An 18,751-nucleotide genomic window follows, 5' to 3' on the forward strand; every position below is an offset into this window, starting at 1 on the left:
GAGGTAATATGAAGACGCATGGCGACGACGCCATGACGGGCCGCTCGCCCGTCCGGTGCGCGGTCCGGTCGAAGACACCCTCAGGAGCCGCCGTGGCCGAGAACACGAGTCCTACGCCCGACCCCCGCACCCGTGGCGAGCACGGCACGGAGCACACCGCGCAGGCCCCCTTCGCCGTGACCCGTGACGACGCCGCCGAGGTGGACGAGATCCGGGAGCTCGGCCGCAAGCTCGGCGGGGAGAAGAAGACCCCACCCCGGACCCGCAGGCCTGGCGTGAGGGCTACCCGTACAAGCCCAAGCTCAGCCTCAAGAGCGACGAGCGACACAAGCGTGAGCTGCAGATCGAGCTGCTGAAGATGCAGCTCTGGGTCAAGCAGACCGGCCAGAAGGTCCTGATCATCGTCGAGGGCCGCGACGCCGCCGGCAAGGGCGGCGCCATCAAGCGCTTCAACGAGCACCTCAACCCCCGCGGCGCCCGGACCGTGACCCTGGAGAAGCCCACGGAGGAGGAGGCCCCGCAGTGGTACTTCCAGCGCTACATCCAGCACCTCGAGTTCATGCGCGAGACCCCTGAGCTGGAGCGCATGCTCGTCAACTCCGGCGTGCACATCATCAAGTTCTGGTTCTCCGTGTCCCAGCGTGAGCAGCTCAACCGCTTCGCCGCGCGGGAGACCGACCCCGTGCGTCGCTGGAAGCTCTCGCCCACCGACCTGGCCTCCCTGGACAAGTGGGACGACTCCACGAACGCGAAGGAGGCCATGTTCTTCTACACGCACACGGCCGACGCCCCGTGGACCGTCGTGAAGTCGAAAGACAAGAAGCGCGCCCGCCTCGAGGCCATCCGCCATGTGCGGCACACGCTGCCCTACCCGGACAAGGACGAGCGCATCGTCCACCGCCCCGCCCCGCAGGTCTGCGGCCCGGCCAACGAGCTGGCCGAGTACGGGGAGGTCTTCGGCGGATCGTTCCCGCGCGTGCGCTGACCGGGCCGCACACGACGGCGCCCCTCATCTTCCGGTGAGGGGCGCCGTCGTGTGCGGGGGCGGGTGCGGGTTCAGCCGCGCTCCTCCTCCAGGTACTCCGGGGTGACGTGTGCGTCGTCGAAGAGGTTGTCCGCCCCGAAGTCCTCCGAGACGTGGTACTCGCCCGAGGCCAGGGAGAGGCGGACGTCCTCGCGCAGGATCGGCAGCTTGGCGTAGAACGCGTCGCCGCAGCAGCTGGTGGCGGTGACGTCGCGGTGGCCGATGATGCGGGACGGCGGCAGCTCGTACTGCTGGCAGATGTAGGCGGCGAGCGGCACCAGGCCGGCGTAGAGGCTCTGCGGCGGCGGGTTGAGCATGTACAGCCCCTCGCACTCGATGCCGAGCGCATACGCGTTGAAACCGAGCGCGTGGACGCCGAGCATGAACGTCTGTCCGCCCTCGAGCGCGTGCCGGGAGCCGTGGCGGCCCTCCATCGCGAAGCCGCCGCGGGAGACGGTGAAGTGCTGCCCGGTGTCGCCCCAGTCGTTCGCGGAGCCCATGTGCGCGTTCTGGATCACCTGCGCGATGCTCTCCGCCGCCTCCCGGGAGCCGTCCGTGACGTTCGGAGTGGTGGTGTGGTGGATCACCAGGTAGGAGGGGCGCTCGTTCAGGGTCTGCAGGTAGTAGTTGGGCTGCATGGCGCCCCACTGCGCGGTGGTGATGATGTCCGGGGCGGGCAGGCGGGTGGCCTGCTCGTCGCCCTCCGAGCTCTGCTCGGCCTGCTCATCACGCCCGCAGCCGGCCACGCCGGCGGCGATCGCCAGGCCCGTGCCGCCCAGCACGCTGCGGCGCGTCCAGGAACGGGAGGGCGGGGGCGGGGTCACGTCGGGCATGGATCGAGGTCCTTCGGGTTCGGGGCGGGGCCTCCCGGGCGGATGTGAGCGGACGGGCGCGGCCGCGGGGGCTCGACCGGTCCGATGCTACCGCCCCCCGGCCCGTTTCGTGACCCTCCCGTGATGCAGGCCGCAGGGGCGGCCCCTACACTGACTGATCATGTCGAGATTGTTCGGAACCGATGGCGTCCGTGGCCTGGCCAACGAGACCCTCACCGTGGAGTTGTCCGTCCAGCTGGCCCAGGCCGCCTCGCCCGTCCTCGGCGCGGAGGCCTTCGACGCCGGCCGACGCCCGGTCGCCGTCGTGGCCCGGGACCCGCGCATCAGCGGTGAGTTCATCGCGGCCGCCGTGCAGGCGGGCCTGGCGTCCTCGGGCGTGGACGTGTGGGATGCGGGCGTGCTGCCGACCCCCGCCGCCGCCTATCTCGTGGGGGACCTGGACGCCGACTTCGGCGTGATGATCTCCGCCTCCCACAACCCGGCCCCGGACAACGGCATCAAGTTCCTCGCGCGCGGCGGCGAGAAGCTGACCGACGCGCAGGAGGACGAGATCATCCGTCACCTCGAGGGCGTGACGCCGCGGCGGCCCCAGGGCGCGGACGTGGGCCGCGTGCGCGTCTTCGCGGACGCCGAGGACCGCTACGTCCTCCACCTCCTGCAGACCCTCCCGCACCGGCTGGACGGGCTCAAGGTCGTCTTGGACTGCGCACACGGTGCGGCCGCCGGCTGCTCGCCCGAGGCGTTCCGCGCCGCCGGCGCGGAGGTCGTCGTGATCGGCGCGTCCCCGGACGGGCTCAACATCAACGACGGCTACGGCTCCACCCACCTCGAGAAGCTCCAGGCGGCCGTGCGCGAGCACGGCGCGGACCTCGGCATCGCGCACGACGGCGACGCCGACCGGTGCCTCGCCGTGGACGAGCGCGGCGAGGTCGTCGACGGCGACCAGATCATGGGCGTCATGGCCGTGGCCCTCAAGGACCGCGGCGTCCTGCGGGACGACACCCTGGTCGTGACCGTCATGTCCAACCTGGGCCTGAAGCTGGCCATGGGCCGGGAGGGCGTCCAGCTCGTCGAGACCCAGGTGGGCGACCGCTACGTCCTGGCCGGCATGAAGCTCGGCGACTACTCGCTCGGCGGCGAGCAGTCCGGCCACGTGATCTTCTCGGACCACGCCACCACCGGTGACGGTGTCCTCACCGGCCTGCAGCTCGCCTCGCGCGTCGCCGAGACCGGCACCCCGCTCTCCGAGCTGGCCGCGGTGATGGACCGGCTGCCCCAGGTCCTCGTGAACGTGCGCGGCGTGGACAAGTCCCGCGCCGCCGAGGACGAGGCCGTCCAGGCGGCGGTCGCCGAGGCGGAGGCCCGCCTCGGCGAGACCGGCCGCGTGCTGCTGCGCCCGTCGGGCACGGAACCGGTCGTGCGCGTCATGGTCGAGGCCCCGGACGAGGAGACCGCCGGCCGGGAGGCCCAGGTGCTGGCCGACGTCGTGCAGCGCGAGCTGCGCCTGCACGACTGACCGGACCGATGACGTCGGACGCGGCCCCCCGGCCCCGCCGCTGGACCCTGTTCGCGGGGCTGCTCGCGGGGCTGGCGGTCCTGTGGTCGGCCGCGTTCCTCGCCGTGGACGCGCCCGTGTGTGCGCGGCAGAGCGCCCCCGTGGAGTGGTTGCCGTGCCTGGATCCGGACCGGCAGGACTCGGAGGTCGCCCCGGACGCCGGGTCCAGCGCGGACCGGACGACGTCGCGGCCCTGAGGGCACGGCCCCGGTGCCGCCGAGGGCATGAAGGAAGGGCCCGGGGCGACTCGCGTGAGTCGTCCCGGGCCCTTCGGCGTCGGACAGGGGGAGATCAGAGGGCGGTGGTCCCGGAGGTGGGGCCGCCGCGGCGCTCGGCGAGCAGGTCGCGGATCTCGGTGAGCACGGCGACGTCGGCGGGCACCTCCTCCTCGGCGGGGTCGATGCCGAGGCGGCGGTTGCGGGCCTCGACCATCTTGTTCATCGGCATCACGATGGCGAAGTACACGGCCGCGGCGATGAGCAGGAAGTTGACGATGGCGGTGAGCAGCACACCGAACTTCACGTCGTTGCCGTTGACCGTCAGCACGGCGAACGAGTCGAAGTTCGGCGAGCCCACGGCGGCGGCGATGAGCGGCATGAGGACCGCCTCGACGAGCGCGTTCACGATCTTGCCGAAGGCGGCGCCGATGATGACGGCGACGGCGAGGTCGAGGACGTTGCCCTTCATGATGAAGTCTTTGAATCCCTGGAGCATGGCGAGAATCCTACGTGTGACGAAGGCGGCGCGGTACAGCGTCGAGCGAGCCGTGCGTCTCAGTCCGCGTAGTCCGGCGCCGGAGGCAGGCCCCATGCGGTCTCGAGGACGCCGCCGACCGCCTCGACCCGGGCCGCCTCCGCGGACCCGACATAGCGCAGGTGCCAGGGCTCGTGGGCGAAGCCCGTCACGTCCTCGGCCCCGCCGGGGTAGCGGATGACGAACCCGTGCTCGGCGGCGTGCGCGGCCACCCAGCGGCCCGCGGCGGTGTCGCCGAAGCACGCTTCCAGGTCACACGCGGGGGTCGCGGCGTCGCCCACGTCCCAGGCCAGGCCGGTCTGGTGCTCGGAGTACCCCGGACGCGCCGAGACGCGGTCGGCCTCGGCGCGGCCCAGCTCGTCGACCCAGTGGCCGTACGTCCGGACCTGGTAGTCGTACGAGCGGTAGGCGCTCAGGGTGGTGAGGCGGTGGCCCGCCGCCGCGGCGGCATCCAGCAGGTCACCGGCCGCCGTCGCGGCCTCCGCCCGCAGGGACAGCTCGCTGCCGGGCACGGCCACCAGATCCGAGGGCGCCCAGTCGGGCGGAGCCACGGGGCGGGTCTTGTTCACGACGACGTCGAGGGCGGCCGGGTCGGCGTGCGTGCTCGACGACGGCGCCGTGCTCGAGGCGGCGCGGGACGACGCGGCCGCGCTCGCGGAGCCGGAAGCCGGCGTCGCCGAGGACGGGCCCGCGGCGGGCGTGCCGCAACCGGCCACGAGCAGCGCGAGCGCGGCCAGCGCGGCGAGAGGGAGGGTGCGACGCATGGATCAGACCTTCCTCAGCAGCACGCGGGTCACCTCGTGTTGCGCGTTCTTCGTGAGCACCAGCCGGGCGCGCCCGCGGGTCGGGCGCACGTTCTGCTCGAGGTTCGGGCCGTTGATGGAGTCCCAGATGGACTCGGCCGTCGCCTGAGCCTCGGCGTCCGACAGGGAGGAGTACCGGTGGAAGTAGCTGCGCGGGTCGGCGAAGGCCCCCGAGCGCAGACCCATGAACCGGTCGATGTACCAGGACCGGATCCAGGACGCGCGCGCGTCCACGTACACCGAGAAGTCGAAGAAGTCGGAGACGGAGAGCCCGGCGGTGCCGTCGGCCCGGGTGCGCGGCGGGGCCAGCACGTTGAGTCCCTCCACGATCAGCACGTCGGGACGGTGCACCACCTGTTCCTCGCCCGGCACGATGTCGTAGGTGATGTGCGAGTACACGGGCGCGCGCACCTCCTGCGCCCCGGACTTGACGTCCGCCATGAAGCGCAGCAGCGCGCGGCGGTCGTAGGACTCGGGGAAGCCCTTGCGGGACAGGATGCCGCGCTCGTGCAGCACCGCGTTGGGGTGCAGGAAGCCGTCCGTGGTGACCAGCTCGACGCGCGGCGTCGTCGGCCAGCGGCGCAGCATCTCCTGGAGCACACGCGCCGTCGTCGACTTGCCGACGGCGACCGACCCGGCCACCCCGATCACGTACGGGGTGCGCCCCGTCCGCTCGCCGAGGAACGCGTTGGTCGCGCTGCGCAGGGCCGCGGAGGCCTCCACGTTGATGCTCAGCAGGCGCGAGAGCGGAAGGTAGACCTCGGCAACCTCGCGCAGGGACAGATGCTCGCCGAGGCCGCGCAGACGCTCCACGTCCGCCTGGTCGAAGGGCTGCGCCATCTCCGAGGCGAGACGGGCCCAGGTCTGGCGGTCCAGCTCCACGAAGGGGGAGCGCTGGTGGCCGTCGGGCACGGCGTCCGCGGGCTCCTCGGGGCCCACGAGGGGCAGCTCGGAGGTCGGGGGGGTGTAGGTCACCCGATCCATTATGGCCGCGGCCCGCCCGGAGCGGGCCCCCGCGTGACGTCACAGGGCCCGGATAGGATCGGCCCATGCGCGTTCTCGTGACCGGCGGTGCCGGATACCTCGGATCCCACACCGTGCTCACGCTGCTCGAGGCGGGCCACGACGTCCTCGTCCTGGACAGCCTGGTCACGGCGACGACGACGGCGCTCGAGCGCGTCGCCGAGCTCGCCGGGACGCGTCTGGGCGGGTCGCGGCTGCGCCTGCACGTGGCCGACATCCGCCGCCCCGAGGACTACCGCGGGGCGCTCGCGGACTTCGGCCCGGCCGCACTCGTGCACTTCGCCGGGCTGAAGTCGCCCACCGAGTCGATGACCCGCCCCGCCGCCTACTACGACGTGAACGTGGGCGGCACGGCCGCCGTCGCCGAGGCCGCGCTCGCGGCCGGCGCCCGCACGGTCCTGTTCTCCTCCTCCGCGACCGTGTACGGCGACCGCGCGCCGGTGCCGGTCGCCGAGGACGCCGCCACAGACCCGGTCTCGCCCTACGGGCACTCCAAGCTCATGGCGGAGCAGGTGCTGCGCGACGTCTGCGCCATGATCGACGGCGGCGGGCTGGCGATGCTGCGCTACTTCAACCCGGTCGGCGCGCATCCCTCCGGGCGGCTGGGCGAGGACCCGAGCGGGGTGCCGGCGAACCTCATGCCCTTCGTGGCGCGGGTGGCCTCCGGCGCGTACCCCGAGCTGCGGGTGTTCGGCGCGGACTTCGACACGCGCGACGGCAGCGCCGTGCGCGACTTCATCCACGTGATGGACCTCGCGGAGGCGCACGTGGCCGGGCTCGAATGGCTCGCGGCCCGGGTGGCGACCGGGGGCGGTACGACGACCCGGGTCTGGAACATCGGCCGGGGTGAGGGCGTCACCGTGTTCGAGATGGTGCGCGCCTTCGAGGCGGTCACGGGCGGCCGCATCCCCTACCGCGTGGTCGAGCGCCGGCCCGGGGACATCGCCGAGTCGTGCGCCGCCGTGGACGCGATCGGCGCCGAGGTGGGCTGGCACGCCCGACGCGATGTGACCGCGATGGTGCGGGACCTCTGGGCCTGGCAGGAGGCCAACCCCGCGGGGTTCTCGTCCCGGACGGAGTGACCCGGCCCGCCGTGCGCCGAAGTCGGGTCCGGCCCGGTATTCTCGTGCGCATGTGCGGAATCGTCGGATACATCGGCCAGCCCCAGTCGGATCGTGAGCACGGCGCTCTCGACGTCCTGATGGAGGGCCTGCGTCGTCTTGAATACCGCGGATACGACTCCGCCGGTGTGGCCGTGGTGGACGGCGGTCAGCTGTACCACCGGAAGAAGGCGGGCAAGCTCGCCAACCTCGCCGAGGAGCTCGCCGAGCACCCCATCCCCACCGGCCTCGTCGGGATCGGCCACACCCGGTGGGCCACCCACGGCGGCCCCACCGACCGCAACGCCCACCCGCATGTGGCGGACGAGGGCCGGCTGGCGCTCATCCACAACGGCATCATCGAGAACTACGCCGAGCTGCGCGAGGAGCTGCTCGCCAAGGGCGTCGAGTTCCTCTCCGAGACGGACACCGAGGTGGCCGCCCACCTCCTCGCCGACGTCTACCGGCACGCGGCCGGCCAGGACCTGACCCGCGCCATGCAGCTGGCCTCCCAGCGCCTCGAGGGTGCCTTCACCCTGCTGGCCGTGCACGTGGACCACCCCGACCGCGTGGTGGCCTCGCGCCGCAACTCGCCGCTCGTCGTCGGCCTGGGCGAGGGGGAGAACTTCCTGGGCTCGGACGTCTCCGGCTTCATCGACTTCACCCGCGAGGCCATCGAGCTCGAGCAGGACCAGGTCGTGACGATCACGGCCGACGCCGTCGAGATCTCGGACTTCCGGGGCGGCCCCGCCGAGGGCAAGCGCTTCACCGTGGACTGGGACGCCTCGGCCGCGGAGAAGGGCGGCTTCGAGACCTTCATGGAGAAGGAGATCCACGACCAGCCCCAGGCCGTGCAGGACACCCTGCTGGGCCGCACGGACGCCGCCGGCGCCCTGATGTTGGACGAGCTGCGGATCGACCCCGAGGAGCTCAAGGCCGTCGACAAGATCATCGTCCTGGCGTGCGGCACGTCCGCCTACGCGGGCACGGTGGCCAAGTACGCCATCGAGCACTGGTGCCGGATCCCCGTGGAGGTGGAGCTCTCCCACGAGTTCCGCTACCGCGACCCGATCATCGACCCGCACACCCTCGTGGTGTCCATCTCCCAGTCCGGCGAGACCATGGACACCCTCATGGCGGTCCGCTACGCCAAGGAGCAGGGCGCCCGCACCGTGTCCATCTGCAACACCAACGGCTCCACGATCCCGCGCGAGTCGGACGCCGTGCTCTACACGCACGCCGGCCCCGAGATCGCCGTCGCCTCCACCAAGGCGTTCCTGGCGCAGATCACCGCCGCCTATCTGCTGGGCCTGTACCTGGCCCAGCTGAACAAGAAGCTGTTCAGCGGCCAGATCAAGGACATCCTGGCGGACCTCGGGGCGATCCCCGACAAGATCGAGGAGATCCTCGCCGCCAAGGACCAGGTCAAGGAGCTCGCCCGCTCGATGGCCGACGCCACCTCCGTCCTGTTCCTCGGCCGCAACGTCGGCTACCCGGTGGCCATGGAGGGCGCGCTCAAGCTCAAGGAGCTCGCGTACATCCACGCCGAGGGCTTCGCCGCGGGCGAGCTCAAGCACGGCCCGATCGCCCTGATCGACGACGGCCAGCCGGTCTTCGTGGTCATGCCCTCGCCCCTGGACCGTCACTCGCTGCACGCCAAGGTGGTCTCGAACATCCAGGAGGTCCGCGCCCGCGGCGCCCGCACCTTCGCCGTCGCCGAGCGCGGCGACGCGGCCGTGCGCGGCCAGGCCGAGGTCGTCTTCGAGGTCCCCGAGACCCAGCCGATGCTCATGCCGCTGCTGACCACGGTCCCGCTGCAGATCTTCGCCCTCGAGCTCGCCACGGCGAAGGGCTACGACGTGGACCAGCCGCGCAACCTCGCCAAGTCCGTCACGGTGGAGTGATCCGCCGCTGAGGCCACCGAGACCTCTCCTGCCGGGCCCGGCCGCCACACAGCGGCCGGGCCCGCGACGCGTCCGGGACGGTGTCCTCCCGCCCCAGTAGACTCCCCGAGGAGGCCCGCCGCACCCGGCGGGCCGCACGACGAGACCCCGGAGAGCCATGCACACAGTGGAGATCGGCCAGCCGTACCCCCTCGGGGCCACCGTGGACGAGACCGGCACCAACTTCGCCCTCGCGGTCTCCCGCGAGGTGGAGGCGGTCGAGCTGTGCCTCGTCGCCGACGACGGCACGGAGACGCGCATCCCTCTCGAGGAGCGGCACGGCACCACATGGCACGCCCACGTGGCGGGCATCGGCCACGGGCAGCGCTACGGCTACCGCGTGCACGGCCCCTGGGACCCCGCCCGCGGCCTGTGGCACAACCCGGCCAAGATCCTCGTGGACCCGTACGCGCGGGCGTTCACCGGCGACTACGAGTGGGGCCAGCAGCACCACTCGTACGACTTCGACGAGCCGGACCGCATCGACACCTCGGACAACCTGGGCACGAGCATGCTCGGCGTCGTCGTCGCCGAGGACTTCGACTGGGGCGATGACGCCCCACCCGCCGTCGAGCTCACGGACACGGTGATCTACGAGACCCACGTCAAGGGCATGACCAAGCTGCACCCCGCCGTCCCCGAGGAGCTGCGCGGCACCTACGCGGGCATGGCCCACCCGGAGGTGGTCCGCCACCTGACCGAGCTCGGGGTGACCGCCGTCGAGCTGATGCCCGTGCACCAGTTCGTCAACGACGCCACCCTGCAGGAGAAGGGGCTGAGCAACTACTGGGGCTACAACACGCTCGGCTTCTTCGCCCCGCACGCCGCCTACGCCTCCTCCTCGGAGGTGGGCGGCCAGGTCCGCGAGTTCAAGCAGATGGTGAAGGACCTGCACGCCGCTGGTCTCGAGGTGATCCTCGACGTGGTCTACAACCACACGGCCGAGGGCAACGACAAGGGCCCCATGCTCAGCCTGCGCGGGCTGGACAACGCCGGCTACTACCACCTCGTCGAGGGCGACGAGCGGCACTACATGGACTACACGGGCACCGGGAACTCGGTGGACCTCTCCAGCCCCAAGGCCCTCCAGCTGGTCATGGACTCCCTGCGCTACTGGGTCACCGAGATGCACGTGGACGGCTTCCGGTTCGACCTGGCCACCACCCTCACCCGGGTGGAGGGGGAGCAGGGCCCGGACATGTTCTCCGGGTTCTTCGACGTGGTCCGCCAGGACCCGGTGCTGCGCACCGTCAAGCTCATCGCCGAGCCGTGGGACGTGGGCTGGGGCGGCTACCAGGTGGGCAACTTCCCCGGCCTCTGGTCCGAGTGGAACGGCATGTACCGGGACACGGTGCGCGACTTCTGGCGCGGCGAGCCCGGCACCCTCGGCGAGTTCGCCACCCGCCTGACCGGCTCGGCCGACCTCTATGAGGGGGACGGGCGCGGCCCCGGTGCGTCCGTGAACTTCGTCACGGCCCACGACGGCTTCACGCTGCGCGACCTCGTCTCCTACAACGAGAAGCACAACGAGGCCAACGGCGAGGACAACAACGACGGTGAGGCGCACAACCGCTCGTGGAACTGCGGCGTGGAGGGGGAGACCGACGACCCCGAGGTCGTGACGCTCCGCGCCCGCCAGCGCCGCAACTTCCTGGCCACCCTGCTGATCAGCCAGGGCGTGCCCATGATCAGCCACGGCGACGAGCTGGGCCGCACCCAGGGCGGCAACAACAACGTCTACTGCCAGGACAACGAGATCTCGTGGATCGACTGGTCCGCCATGGACGACTCGCTCGTGGCGTTCACCCGCGACCTGATCGCGCTGCGCCGTGACCACGCGGTGTTCCGCCGTCGCCACCACTTCGACGGTCGCCCCGCGGCCCGCGACGTCGAGGCGCCCCTGCCGGACATCGTGTGGCTCGAGCCGGACGCGACCGCCAAGACGGAGGACGACTGGGGCGCCGAGGCCCGGTCGATCGGCTTCTACCTCAACGGGCACATGCTCACCCGCGGGGACGAGGAAGGGGAGGAGCCCTACCGGGACTTCTACGTCCTCATGAACGCGTGGTGGGAGCCCGTGCCGTACACCCTGCCCGGGCCCACGTTCCCGGCGGAGTGGGAGGTCGTCGTGGACACCTCGTCCCACGTCGCCCCGGACGGCACCCGCCCCCGCGTGCGTGCCGGGGACGTGCTTGAGCTCCCGGCCCGCTCCACCGTCGTGCTGCGGCAGGTGCCCGAGGGCGCATGAACGAGCGGGTCGACCGGGGGCGCGTCCGCCGTGGCCTGCCGCGGTGGGCGCGGGCCCTCTGCGCCACCGTGGCCACCCTGGCGGCGCTGGCACTGGCCTTCGGCGCGGGGTGGGCCACGCACGCCGTGACGGACCCGCACCCGGACGACGCACCGCGTGTGGACGCCCTCCTCGTCCTCTACAGCCAGCCCCGCGTCTACGACGCCGCGATCGAGCTCGCCGCGTCCGGCCTCACCGACCGGCTCTTCGTCTCCGCGTACCTGGGGCCGGACGGGCACGAGAAGCTGTGCGGCGGCCCGGAGGAGCGCGACCCGCGGCTGGCCGGCGTCACCGTCGAGTGCTTCGCGCCCGATCCGGTGACCACCCAGGGCGAGGTCATCCACGCGGGCGACCGCATGCGCGAGCTCGGCCTGCACCACCTGGGCGTGCTCACCTTCCACCAGCACGTGGAGCGCGCGCGGCTGCTGGCGGAGCGGTGCTTCACCCCCGAGGAGGGCCGTGTGTCCCTGTACGCGTTCGACGCCGGCTTCGACCGGCTCGGCCGCCTGCAGCACGGCGTCTACGGCGTGCTGGCCTACGGGAAGGCGATGCTCACGCCGGGCTGTGACCAGCAGCTGCCCGGCGTGCTGCAGTGGCCGCTGGACCTGGCCAAGCGACTGCGCGGGCAGCCCGTCGGGGACGAGGCCGGCGCCGTCGTCGTGGGCGCTCGGCGGGCGGGGGCGACGTGATCGTCGGCGTGGGGGTGGACGTGGTGGACGTCCCGCGGTTCCGGGCGCAGCTCGAGCGCACGCCGGCGCTGCGCGCACGCCTGTTCACCGAGGACGAGCGGGACCTGCCGCTGCGCTCGCTGGCCGCGCGCTTCGCCGCCAAGGAGGCGATCGCCAAGGCCATGGGCGCCCCGCCCGGGATGATGTGGCACCACTGCTGGATCCCGCGCCCGGACCACGGCGACGGCCGCCCCACCGTGCACCTGACCGGCACCGTCCAGGCCCAGGCCGAGGCCCTGGGCATCACCCACTGGCACCTCTCCCTCAGTCATGACGGGGACGTCGCCACCGCCTACGTGGTCGCCGAACGCCGCGCGGCCGAGGAGGAGTCCGCATGACCGCCGATGACCTGACCCGCATCGCCGTGACCGGCTCGGCCGTGCGCACGGCCGAGGAGCCCCTGCTCACGGCCGGCCGCGGCCCGGAGCTGATGCGCGCCGCCGCCTGGGCCCTGGCCGAGCACGCCGCCGCCCTGCTGCGTGAGCGCGGCCCGGTGGCCGGGGCGACCGTGGCCGCCCTCGTCGGGCCCGGCAACAACGGCGGGGACGCGCTGTTCGCCCTCGCCTTCCTGCGCGGCCGGGGCGTGGCCGCGGTCGCCGTGCCCGTCCGCCGGGACGACGACGGCGCCCCGCGCTGGCACGCCGAGGGCTGGGCTGCGCTGCGAGCGGCCGGGGGACGCCGCGCCGACGCGGTGCCGCCCGAGGCCGCGCTCGTGGTGGACGGCGTGCTCGGCACGGGCTTCACCGGCGAGTATGAGCTGCCCGCTGCGGCGCGCGCGCTGCCGGCGGAGGCGCTCGTGCTGGCGTGCGACGTGCCCTCCGGCGTGGACGCGGACACCGGCGAGGTGCGGGGGGAGGCCCTCCGCGCGGACACGACCGTGACGTTCGGCGCCCTCAAGTCCGGTCTCGTCCTCGGGGAGGGGGCGGCGCGCGCGGGCACCGTGCACGTGGTGGACATCGGGCTGGGACCGCACCTGCCGACGTCGCCGGCCGCGCGGCTGGGCGTGATGGACGAGGCCGCCGCACGGACCGCCCACCCGGCCCCCGCGGCCGAGGCCCACAAGTACACGCGCGGCGTGGTGGCCGTCGTCGCCGGATCGGAGCGCTACCCGGGGGCCGCCGTGCTCGCGAGCGCGGGCGCGCTGCACACGGGCGCGGGCATGGTGCACCACGCCGGGCCGCAGACCACCCGGGACCTGGTGCTCGCCGCCCACCCCGAGGCGCTGGTCTCGGCGGAGGGGCCCGAGCCGTCGCGCGCGGACGCCTGGGTGGCCGGCCCCGGCCTGGACACCGAGCACGACGCGCGGCGGCGCTGGGCCGGCGTCCTCGCCGCGCTCGAGGAGCGGCCGGAGGCGGCCCTGGTCGCCGACGCCTCGGCCCTGGACCTGGTCACCGCCGCCGAGCTGCGGTCGCTGCGCGCGGCCGGCACGCCCGTGGTCCTGACGCCGCACGCCGGGGAGTGGTCCCGCCTGCGCGAGCGCGTCCCCGCGGACGGTGCCGACGCCGCCGACCCGCTCGCCGCGCTGCGGGCGTGGACGTCCGAACACGGCGCCACGGTCCTGTTCAAGGGCCCGCGCACCCTCGTGGTCGCCCCGGACGGCGAGGCGTGGGTCGTGACCGGCGGCGGGCCCGACCTCGCGATGGGCGGCACCGGCGACGTGCTCTCCGGGGCGATCGGTGCCGTCCTGGCCGCGGACGTGGCGCGGCGCTCGCGGGCGCGCCGGGCCGGGGAGGATCCCGGCCCGGCGCCCACGGCCCGGCTCGCGGCCGCCGCCGCCTGGCTGCACGCCCGGGCCGGGGCCGACCAGGCCCGCGCCGGGCGGATCACCACGGCCACGCTGCCGACCGCGCTGGGCGCGCGCGTCGCGCACCTGTGGTGGCCGGACGACGCCGAGCCGGAGGCCGTCCGATGAGCCGCGCCGACGTCAACCCGGCGGACACCGAGCGCGCCGCACGCATCGACCTGGCGGCCGTCCGGCACAACGTGGGCGTGCTGCGGGAGCGGATCCGGCGCCCCGACGGCGGCCGGCCGCTGCTGACCGCCGTCGTCAAGGCCGACGCCTACGGCCACGGCGCGGTGGCCGTCGCCCGCGCCGCCGCGGCCGCCGGCGCGGACCGGCTCGGGGTGGCCCACGTGCGCGAGGCCCTGGCCCTGCGCGCGGCGGGGGTGCCCCTGCCCGTGCTCGCGTGGCTGCACACCGGGGCCACGGACTTCGCCGCCGCGGTGGAGGCGGAGGTGACCCTCGGCGTCTCGGGCTGGGACCTCGACGCCGTCGCCGACGCCGTCCGCGGGCTGCGGGCCCGTGGCGGGGCCGGACCCGAGGCCCGCGCGGTCCTGCATCTGAAGGCGGACACCGGCCTGGGCCGCCACGGCTGCACGCCCGAGCGGTGGCCCGCGCTCGTCGCGCGCGCCGCCGAGCTCGAGGCCGCGGGCCTCGTGCGGGTGGAGGGCGTGTTCTCCCACCTCGGCGTGGCGGACGAGCCGGACCGGGCCGCCGAGACCACGGCGCAGCTGCTGCGGTTCGAACGGATGGCCGCCGAGGCCGCCGAGACGCTCGGCCACCCGCTGCTGCGCCACCTGGCCAACACGCCCGCCGCCCTCGCCCGGCCGGACACGCACCTGGACATGGTGCGCGTCGGCCTGGGCCTGTACGGGCTCTCCCCGTTCGCGGACGTCACCGCGGCCGAGTTCGGACTGCGCCCGGCCATGTCCTTCGTCACCGTCCTGGCCAACGTCAAGGCCGTCCCCGCCGGGCAGGGCGTGTCCTACGGGTTCCGCCACGTTACGGCGGAGCCCACCACCCTCGGGCTCGTGCCCCTCGGCTACGCCGACGGCGTCCCGCGCGTCGTCGAGGGCACGCGCGTCCACGTCGGCGGCCGGACCGTCCCCGTGGTGGGCCGCATCGCGATGGACCAGTTCGTGGTGGACCTCGGCCCGGACGCCGCGGACGCGCCCGGCGACGCCGTCGAGCTGTTCGGACCGGCCTCCGGCATTCCGGTGGAGGAGTGGGCCGCGGCCGCCGGGACGATCAACTACGAGCTGGTGACCCGCATCGGAGGCCGCGTGGACCGGCAGCACGTGGACCCCACGCCGACCCAGGAGGCCCGCCCATGAGCGACCACGCGATCCCCGCCCCCGGCGCGACCCTGCCCGAGCCCGTGCTGACGGCGACGGTCCCGCTCGAGGGCGCCGACGGCACCCGGGCGTTCGGCCGCGCCCTCGCCGGGGTGCTCCGCGCCGGCGACGTGCTGATCCTCACGGGCGACCTCGGCGCGGGCAAGACGACCTTCACCCAGGGGCTGGCCAGCGGATTCGGCGTGGCCTCCGGCGTGGTCTCGCCGACGTTCGTCCTCTCCCGCGTCCACCCCGCCCCGGCCGACGCCCCGGCGGGCACCCCGGACCTCGTGCACGTGGACGCGTACCGGCTGCGCTCGGCGGGGGAGCTCACGGACCTCGACCTCGACGCGAGCGTGGACCGCTCCGTGACCGTCGTCGAGTGGGGCCGGGGCATGGCCGAGTCCCTCGCCGGGTTCCCCGAGGACCCGGACGCCTCGTGGCTGGACATCGAGATCGTCCGGGCCCGCGGGGGTGAGGACGCCCCCGCGGCCCCGGCGGGGGAGGGCGAGGACGGCATCGTCACCGACTTCTCCGACGAGGACGGGGGCCAGGCCGAGGAGCTGCGTTCGGCCGTCGTGACCGGCCGCGGCCCGCGCTGGGTCGGCGTCGTGCTTCCGTAGACTGGCGGCCATGGCCCTGCTCCTCGCGATCGACTCCTCCGCCGCCGCCTCCGTCGCCGTCCTGCGGGACGGTGAGGAGCTCGCGCACTGGGCCACGGACGACACCCACGCCCACGCCGAGGTGCTCGCCCCCGCGGTGCAGACCGTGCTCGGCGAGGCCGGCGTCACCGGCACCGCGCTGGACGCGCTCGCGGTCGGCGTCGGCCCCGGACCCTTCACGGGGCTGCGCGCGGGTCTGGCGACCGCGGCCGCCCTCGGCCTGGCGTGGGACGTGCCCGTGCACGGGGTCCGCAGCCTCGACGCGCTCGCCCACGCGGCCGGCGTCGACGCCTTCCGCCACGGGATCGAGGAGTTCGTGGTCGCCACGGACGCCCGCCGCCGCGAGGTCTACTGGGCCCACTACGCGCAGGTCGGCGGGCAGCCGACGCTGCTGCACGGCCCCTTCGTCTCGCCGGCGGACGAGGTCACCCCGCTGCCCGTCTACGGCGCGGGGGCCGGGCTCTACCCCGAGGCGCTGCGCGCGGTGCCGGACTGGGAGACGGCCACGCCGTCCGCCGTCGGGGTGGGGCAGGTGGCCGAGCTCGCCCTGCGGCGCGGCCGCGGCCTCGTGCCCGCCGAGCCGCTCTACCTGCGCGAGTCCGACGCCAAGGTCCCCGGCCCCCGCAAGCGGGCAGGCGCGTGAGCCCGGCCGAGCCGGCCCCGACCGACGACGGGCGCCCCGCCGAGGACGAGCACGGGCTGCCGCCCGGATACCTGCTGCGCCCCATGACCGTGTGGGACATCCCCGAGGTGCTCGCCCACGAGGCCACCCTCTTCCCGCTCGACGCCTGGCCCGCGCACTTCTACGAGGAGGAGCTCGCCCAGACCGGCCCCGCCGGCGGACGGGACGCGCACGGCCGCCCGCCCACCCGGGACTACCGCGTGGTCGTCCGCGACGTGCCCGCGCCCGGCTCCGCGGACGACGACGGCCCCGCCCCCGGCGAGATCGTCGGCTACGGCGGGATCATGGTGGTCGGCGACGTCGCCGACGTGCAGACCGTGGGCACGGTCGCGGCGGCGCAGGGGCGGGGGATCGGGGCGGCCCAGCTGCGCTGGATGGCCGCGGAGGCCGCGGCGCGCGGTGCGAGCTCGCTCATGCTCGAGGTCCGGGCCTCCAACGCCGCCGCCCGGCGACTCTACGCGCGCCACGGATTCGAGGAGCTGCATGTGCGCCGCCGCTACTACCCGGGCGGCGAGGACGCCGTGATCATGCGCAAGGCCCTGTGACCGGGCCGCTCACTAGACTGGAGCCCATGCCCACCGCCACCGCAGCCCCCCTCGTGCTCGGCATCGAGTCCTCCTGCGACGAGACCGGCGTCGGCGTCGTCCGCGGCACCGCCCTGCTGGCCCACGAGGTCGCCTCCTCCGTGGAGGAGCACGTGCGCTTCGGCGGCGTGATCCCGGAGATCGCCGCCCGCGCCCACCTCGAGGCCCTCGTGCCCACGATCCGCCGCGCGCTGGACACCGCCGACGTCACCCTCGCGGACCTCGACGCGATCGCCGTCACCTCCGGCCCGGGTCTGGCGGGCGCGCTCATGGTGGGGGTCGCGGGGGCGAAGGCGCTGGCCACGGCCCTCGGCACGCCCCTCTACGGCATCAACCACCTCGTGGCGCACGTGGGCGTCGGCATGCTGGACGGCGTGCGGCCCGCGCAGTGGGACGACCTGCCCGCGGACCTGGGCGCGCTGCTCGTCTCCGGCGGGCACACCGAGATCCTGCGCGTGGGCCGGATCAGCTCCGAGGTCGAGCTGCTGGGCTCGACCATCGACGACGCGGCCGGCGAGGCGTACGACAAGGTCGCCCGGCTCATCGGGGCGGGCTACCCCGGGGGCCCCGTGATCGACCGGCTCGCCGCCCAGGGCGACCCGACGGCCTTCCGCTTCCCTCGCGGGCTCACCGCGGGCAAGTTCGTCGGCAGCGCCGAGGAGCCCGGCCCGCACCGGCACGACTGGTCCTTCTCCGGGCTGAAGACCGCCGTCTCCCGCGCCGTGGAGCAGTTCGAGGCCCGCGGCCTCGAGGTGCCGCGCGCGGACATCGCCGCCTCCTTCCAGGAGGCCGTCGCGGACGTGATCACCGCCAAGGCCGTCCGCGCCTGCCGCGAGCACGGGCTCACCCACCTGATGCTCGGCGGCGGCGTCGCGGCGAACTCGCGCCTGCGCGCCCTGCTCGCCGACCGGTGCCGCTCCGCCGGCATCGAGCTCACCGTCCCGCCCGTGAACCTGTGCACCGACAACGGGGCGATGGTCGCCGCGCTCGGCGCACGCCTGGTGCGCGACGGCGTCGCCCCCTCCGACGCGTGGTTCGGCGCGGACCCGGGACAGCCGGTCGAGGTCGTCAGCGTCTGAGCGCGCCCGGCCTCTTGCCGCCACGCCCACGCGTTCCGTAGGCAGGGCCCATGACCGGTCATGATCACCCCCGCCCCGAGTCCATCTCCGCCGCCGTGGACGAGCAGATGCTGGAGGACTTCCTCAATCAGCACCTGCTCGGCTCCCGCTCCGGTGTGAAGGCGTTCCGCGCCGCCGAGCAGACCTGGGCCGGCACCTCGCAGGAGGCCGCGCTGCGCCGCCTCGGCGACGCCGTCCAGGACGACCAGGACCGCCTCGAGGCGCTCATCGGCGAACTGGGTCTCCGCACCCCGCTGGTGGACCGGGCCGCCGGCGCGGCGGCCGAGGTCGGCGGACGCCTCAACCCCGTGAACGCGCTGCGCACGCGCGGCTCCGGCTGGACGCAGATCGAACTGGACCTGCTGCAGGGCATGCTCCAGGCCAAGCTCGCCATGTGGCGCGTCCTCGAGCAGCTGGCGCCGCACCTGCCGGCGATCGACGCGGAGGAGATGCGCGGGCTGTGTGAGAAGACCGCGGAGCAGCGGCGTGGGGTCGAGCGCATCACCTCCGCCACCCTCGAGGGACGGTTCCTGGCCGGCTGA

General features: G+C 74.1%; 18 protein-coding genes and 1 pseudogene. 15 read left to right on the forward strand and 4 right to left on the reverse strand.

The features are described from left to right. Nucleotides 1–32 precede the first annotated feature (32 nt). Nucleotides 33–985 (forward strand): annotated as a pseudogene (locus ACUW6W_RS03355) (polyphosphate kinase 2). A 71-nt stretch (nt 986–1,056) separates the two neighbouring features. Here ACUW6W_RS03355 and ACUW6W_RS03360 read toward each other — a convergent pair. Continuing rightward, nucleotides 1,057–1,857 (reverse strand): peptidoglycan recognition protein family protein, encoded by an 801-nt coding sequence (locus ACUW6W_RS03360; RefSeq protein WP_063190069.1) that lies wholly within the window; start codon nt 1,855–1,857, stop codon nt 1,057–1,059. 160 nt (nt 1,858–2,017) lie between these two features. On the opposite strand from ACUW6W_RS03360, the gene glmM reads away from it, so the two are divergent. Both glmM and ACUW6W_RS03370 read left to right on the forward strand, forming a co-directional pair. Beyond that, entirely contained in the window at nt 2,018–3,373 is a 1,356-nt protein-coding gene (glmM, locus tag ACUW6W_RS03365; protein ID WP_029248315.1) for a phosphoglucosamine mutase, read from the forward strand. Nucleotides 3,374–3,381: 8 nt separating this feature from the next. Then, nucleotides 3,382–3,609, forward strand: coding sequence for a hypothetical protein (locus ACUW6W_RS03370; protein WP_010080407.1), 228 nt, complete (start codon nt 3,382–3,384; stop codon nt 3,607–3,609). Between the two features lie 94 nt (nt 3,610–3,703). On the opposite strand, the gene mscL is transcribed toward ACUW6W_RS03370, so the two are convergent. From mscL to coaA, 3 genes are read right to left on the reverse strand one after another with little or no spacing between them, the layout of a single operon-like run. Then, nucleotides 3,704–4,126, reverse strand: coding sequence for a large conductance mechanosensitive channel protein MscL (gene mscL, locus ACUW6W_RS03375; RefSeq protein WP_063190071.1), 423 nt, complete (start codon nt 4,124–4,126; stop codon nt 3,704–3,706). Nucleotides 4,127–4,185: 59 nt separating this feature from the next. Next, nucleotides 4,186–4,929, reverse strand: coding sequence for a M15 family metallopeptidase (locus tag ACUW6W_RS03380; RefSeq protein ID WP_186313104.1), 744 nt, complete (start codon nt 4,927–4,929; stop codon nt 4,186–4,188). 3 nt (nt 4,930–4,932) lie between these two features. After that, on the reverse strand, nt 4,933–5,943 hold the full coding sequence (gene coaA, locus ACUW6W_RS03385) for a type I pantothenate kinase (protein ID WP_036383009.1): 1,011 nt from the start codon (nt 5,941–5,943) through the stop codon (nt 4,933–4,935). Nucleotides 5,944–6,017: 74 nt separating this feature from the next. Between coaA and galE the strand changes: the two genes are divergently transcribed. The 12 genes from galE (at nt 6,018) to ACUW6W_RS03445 (ending at nt 18,751) form a co-directional block, all read left to right on the forward strand. Further along, a complete protein-coding gene (galE, locus tag ACUW6W_RS03390) occupies nt 6,018–7,073 on the forward strand; it encodes a UDP-glucose 4-epimerase GalE (RefSeq protein ID WP_144825608.1) in 1,056 nt (351 codons plus the stop codon). 50 nt (nt 7,074–7,123) lie between these two features. Next, nucleotides 7,124–8,995, forward strand: a complete 1,872-nt coding sequence (gene glmS / locus ACUW6W_RS03395; protein WP_063190073.1) for a glutamine--fructose-6-phosphate transaminase (isomerizing) — start codon at nt 7,124–7,126, stop codon at nt 8,993–8,995. A 157-nt stretch (nt 8,996–9,152) separates the two neighbouring features. Then, nucleotides 9,153–11,282 carry a glycogen debranching protein GlgX gene (gene glgX, locus ACUW6W_RS03400; protein ID WP_063190075.1) on the forward strand — a complete coding sequence of 710 codons (2,130 nt, stop codon included), beginning with the start codon at nt 9,153–9,155 and terminating at the stop codon, nt 11,280–11,282. Then, nucleotides 11,279–12,010 carry a hypothetical protein gene (locus ACUW6W_RS03405; RefSeq protein WP_101967419.1) on the forward strand — a complete coding sequence of 244 codons (732 nt, stop codon included), beginning with the start codon at nt 11,279–11,281 and terminating at the stop codon, nt 12,008–12,010. The genes glgX and ACUW6W_RS03405 overlap by 4 nt, the downstream gene beginning before the upstream one ends. Continuing rightward, nucleotides 12,007–12,387, forward strand: a complete 381-nt coding sequence (locus ACUW6W_RS03410; protein WP_010080417.1) for a holo-ACP synthase — start codon at nt 12,007–12,009, stop codon at nt 12,385–12,387. Before ACUW6W_RS03405 ends, ACUW6W_RS03410 begins: the two co-directional genes overlap by 4 nt. Then, nucleotides 12,384–13,961, forward strand: coding sequence for an NAD(P)H-hydrate dehydratase (locus ACUW6W_RS03415; RefSeq protein ID WP_101967420.1), 1,578 nt, complete (start codon nt 12,384–12,386; stop codon nt 13,959–13,961). Before ACUW6W_RS03410 ends, ACUW6W_RS03415 begins: the two co-directional genes overlap by 4 nt. Beyond that, nucleotides 13,958–15,163: an alanine racemase gene (alr, locus tag ACUW6W_RS03420; RefSeq protein WP_101967421.1), complete on the forward strand. Its 1,206-nt coding sequence runs from the start codon at nt 13,958–13,960 to the stop codon at nt 15,161–15,163. Before ACUW6W_RS03415 ends, alr begins: the two co-directional genes overlap by 4 nt. After that, complete coding sequence (gene tsaE, locus ACUW6W_RS03425) at nt 15,160–15,786, forward strand: tRNA (adenosine(37)-N6)-threonylcarbamoyltransferase complex ATPase subunit type 1 TsaE (protein WP_122054536.1); 627 nt, start codon at nt 15,160–15,162, stop codon at nt 15,784–15,786. The genes alr and tsaE overlap by 4 nt, the downstream gene beginning before the upstream one ends. Before the next feature lie 10 nt (nt 15,787–15,796). After that, complete coding sequence (tsaB, locus tag ACUW6W_RS03430; protein WP_044659434.1) at nt 15,797–16,468, forward strand: tRNA (adenosine(37)-N6)-threonylcarbamoyltransferase complex dimerization subunit type 1 TsaB; 672 nt, start codon at nt 15,797–15,799, stop codon at nt 16,466–16,468. Continuing rightward, nucleotides 16,465–17,052: a GNAT family N-acetyltransferase gene (locus tag ACUW6W_RS03435; protein ID WP_123243873.1), complete on the forward strand. Its 588-nt coding sequence runs from the start codon at nt 16,465–16,467 to the stop codon at nt 17,050–17,052. The genes tsaB and ACUW6W_RS03435 overlap by 4 nt, the downstream gene beginning before the upstream one ends. 26 nt (nt 17,053–17,078) lie before the next feature. After that, on the forward strand, nt 17,079–18,170 hold the full coding sequence (gene tsaD / locus ACUW6W_RS03440; protein WP_049160281.1) for a tRNA (adenosine(37)-N6)-threonylcarbamoyltransferase complex transferase subunit TsaD: 1,092 nt from the start codon (nt 17,079–17,081) through the stop codon (nt 18,168–18,170). A gap of 50 nt (nt 18,171–18,220) precedes the next feature. Further along, nucleotides 18,221–18,751, forward strand: coding sequence for a hypothetical protein (locus ACUW6W_RS03445; RefSeq protein ID WP_123243872.1), 531 nt, complete (start codon nt 18,221–18,223; stop codon nt 18,749–18,751).

The sequence above is a fragment of the Micrococcus sp. 093350064-1 genome (assembly GCF_053627955.1).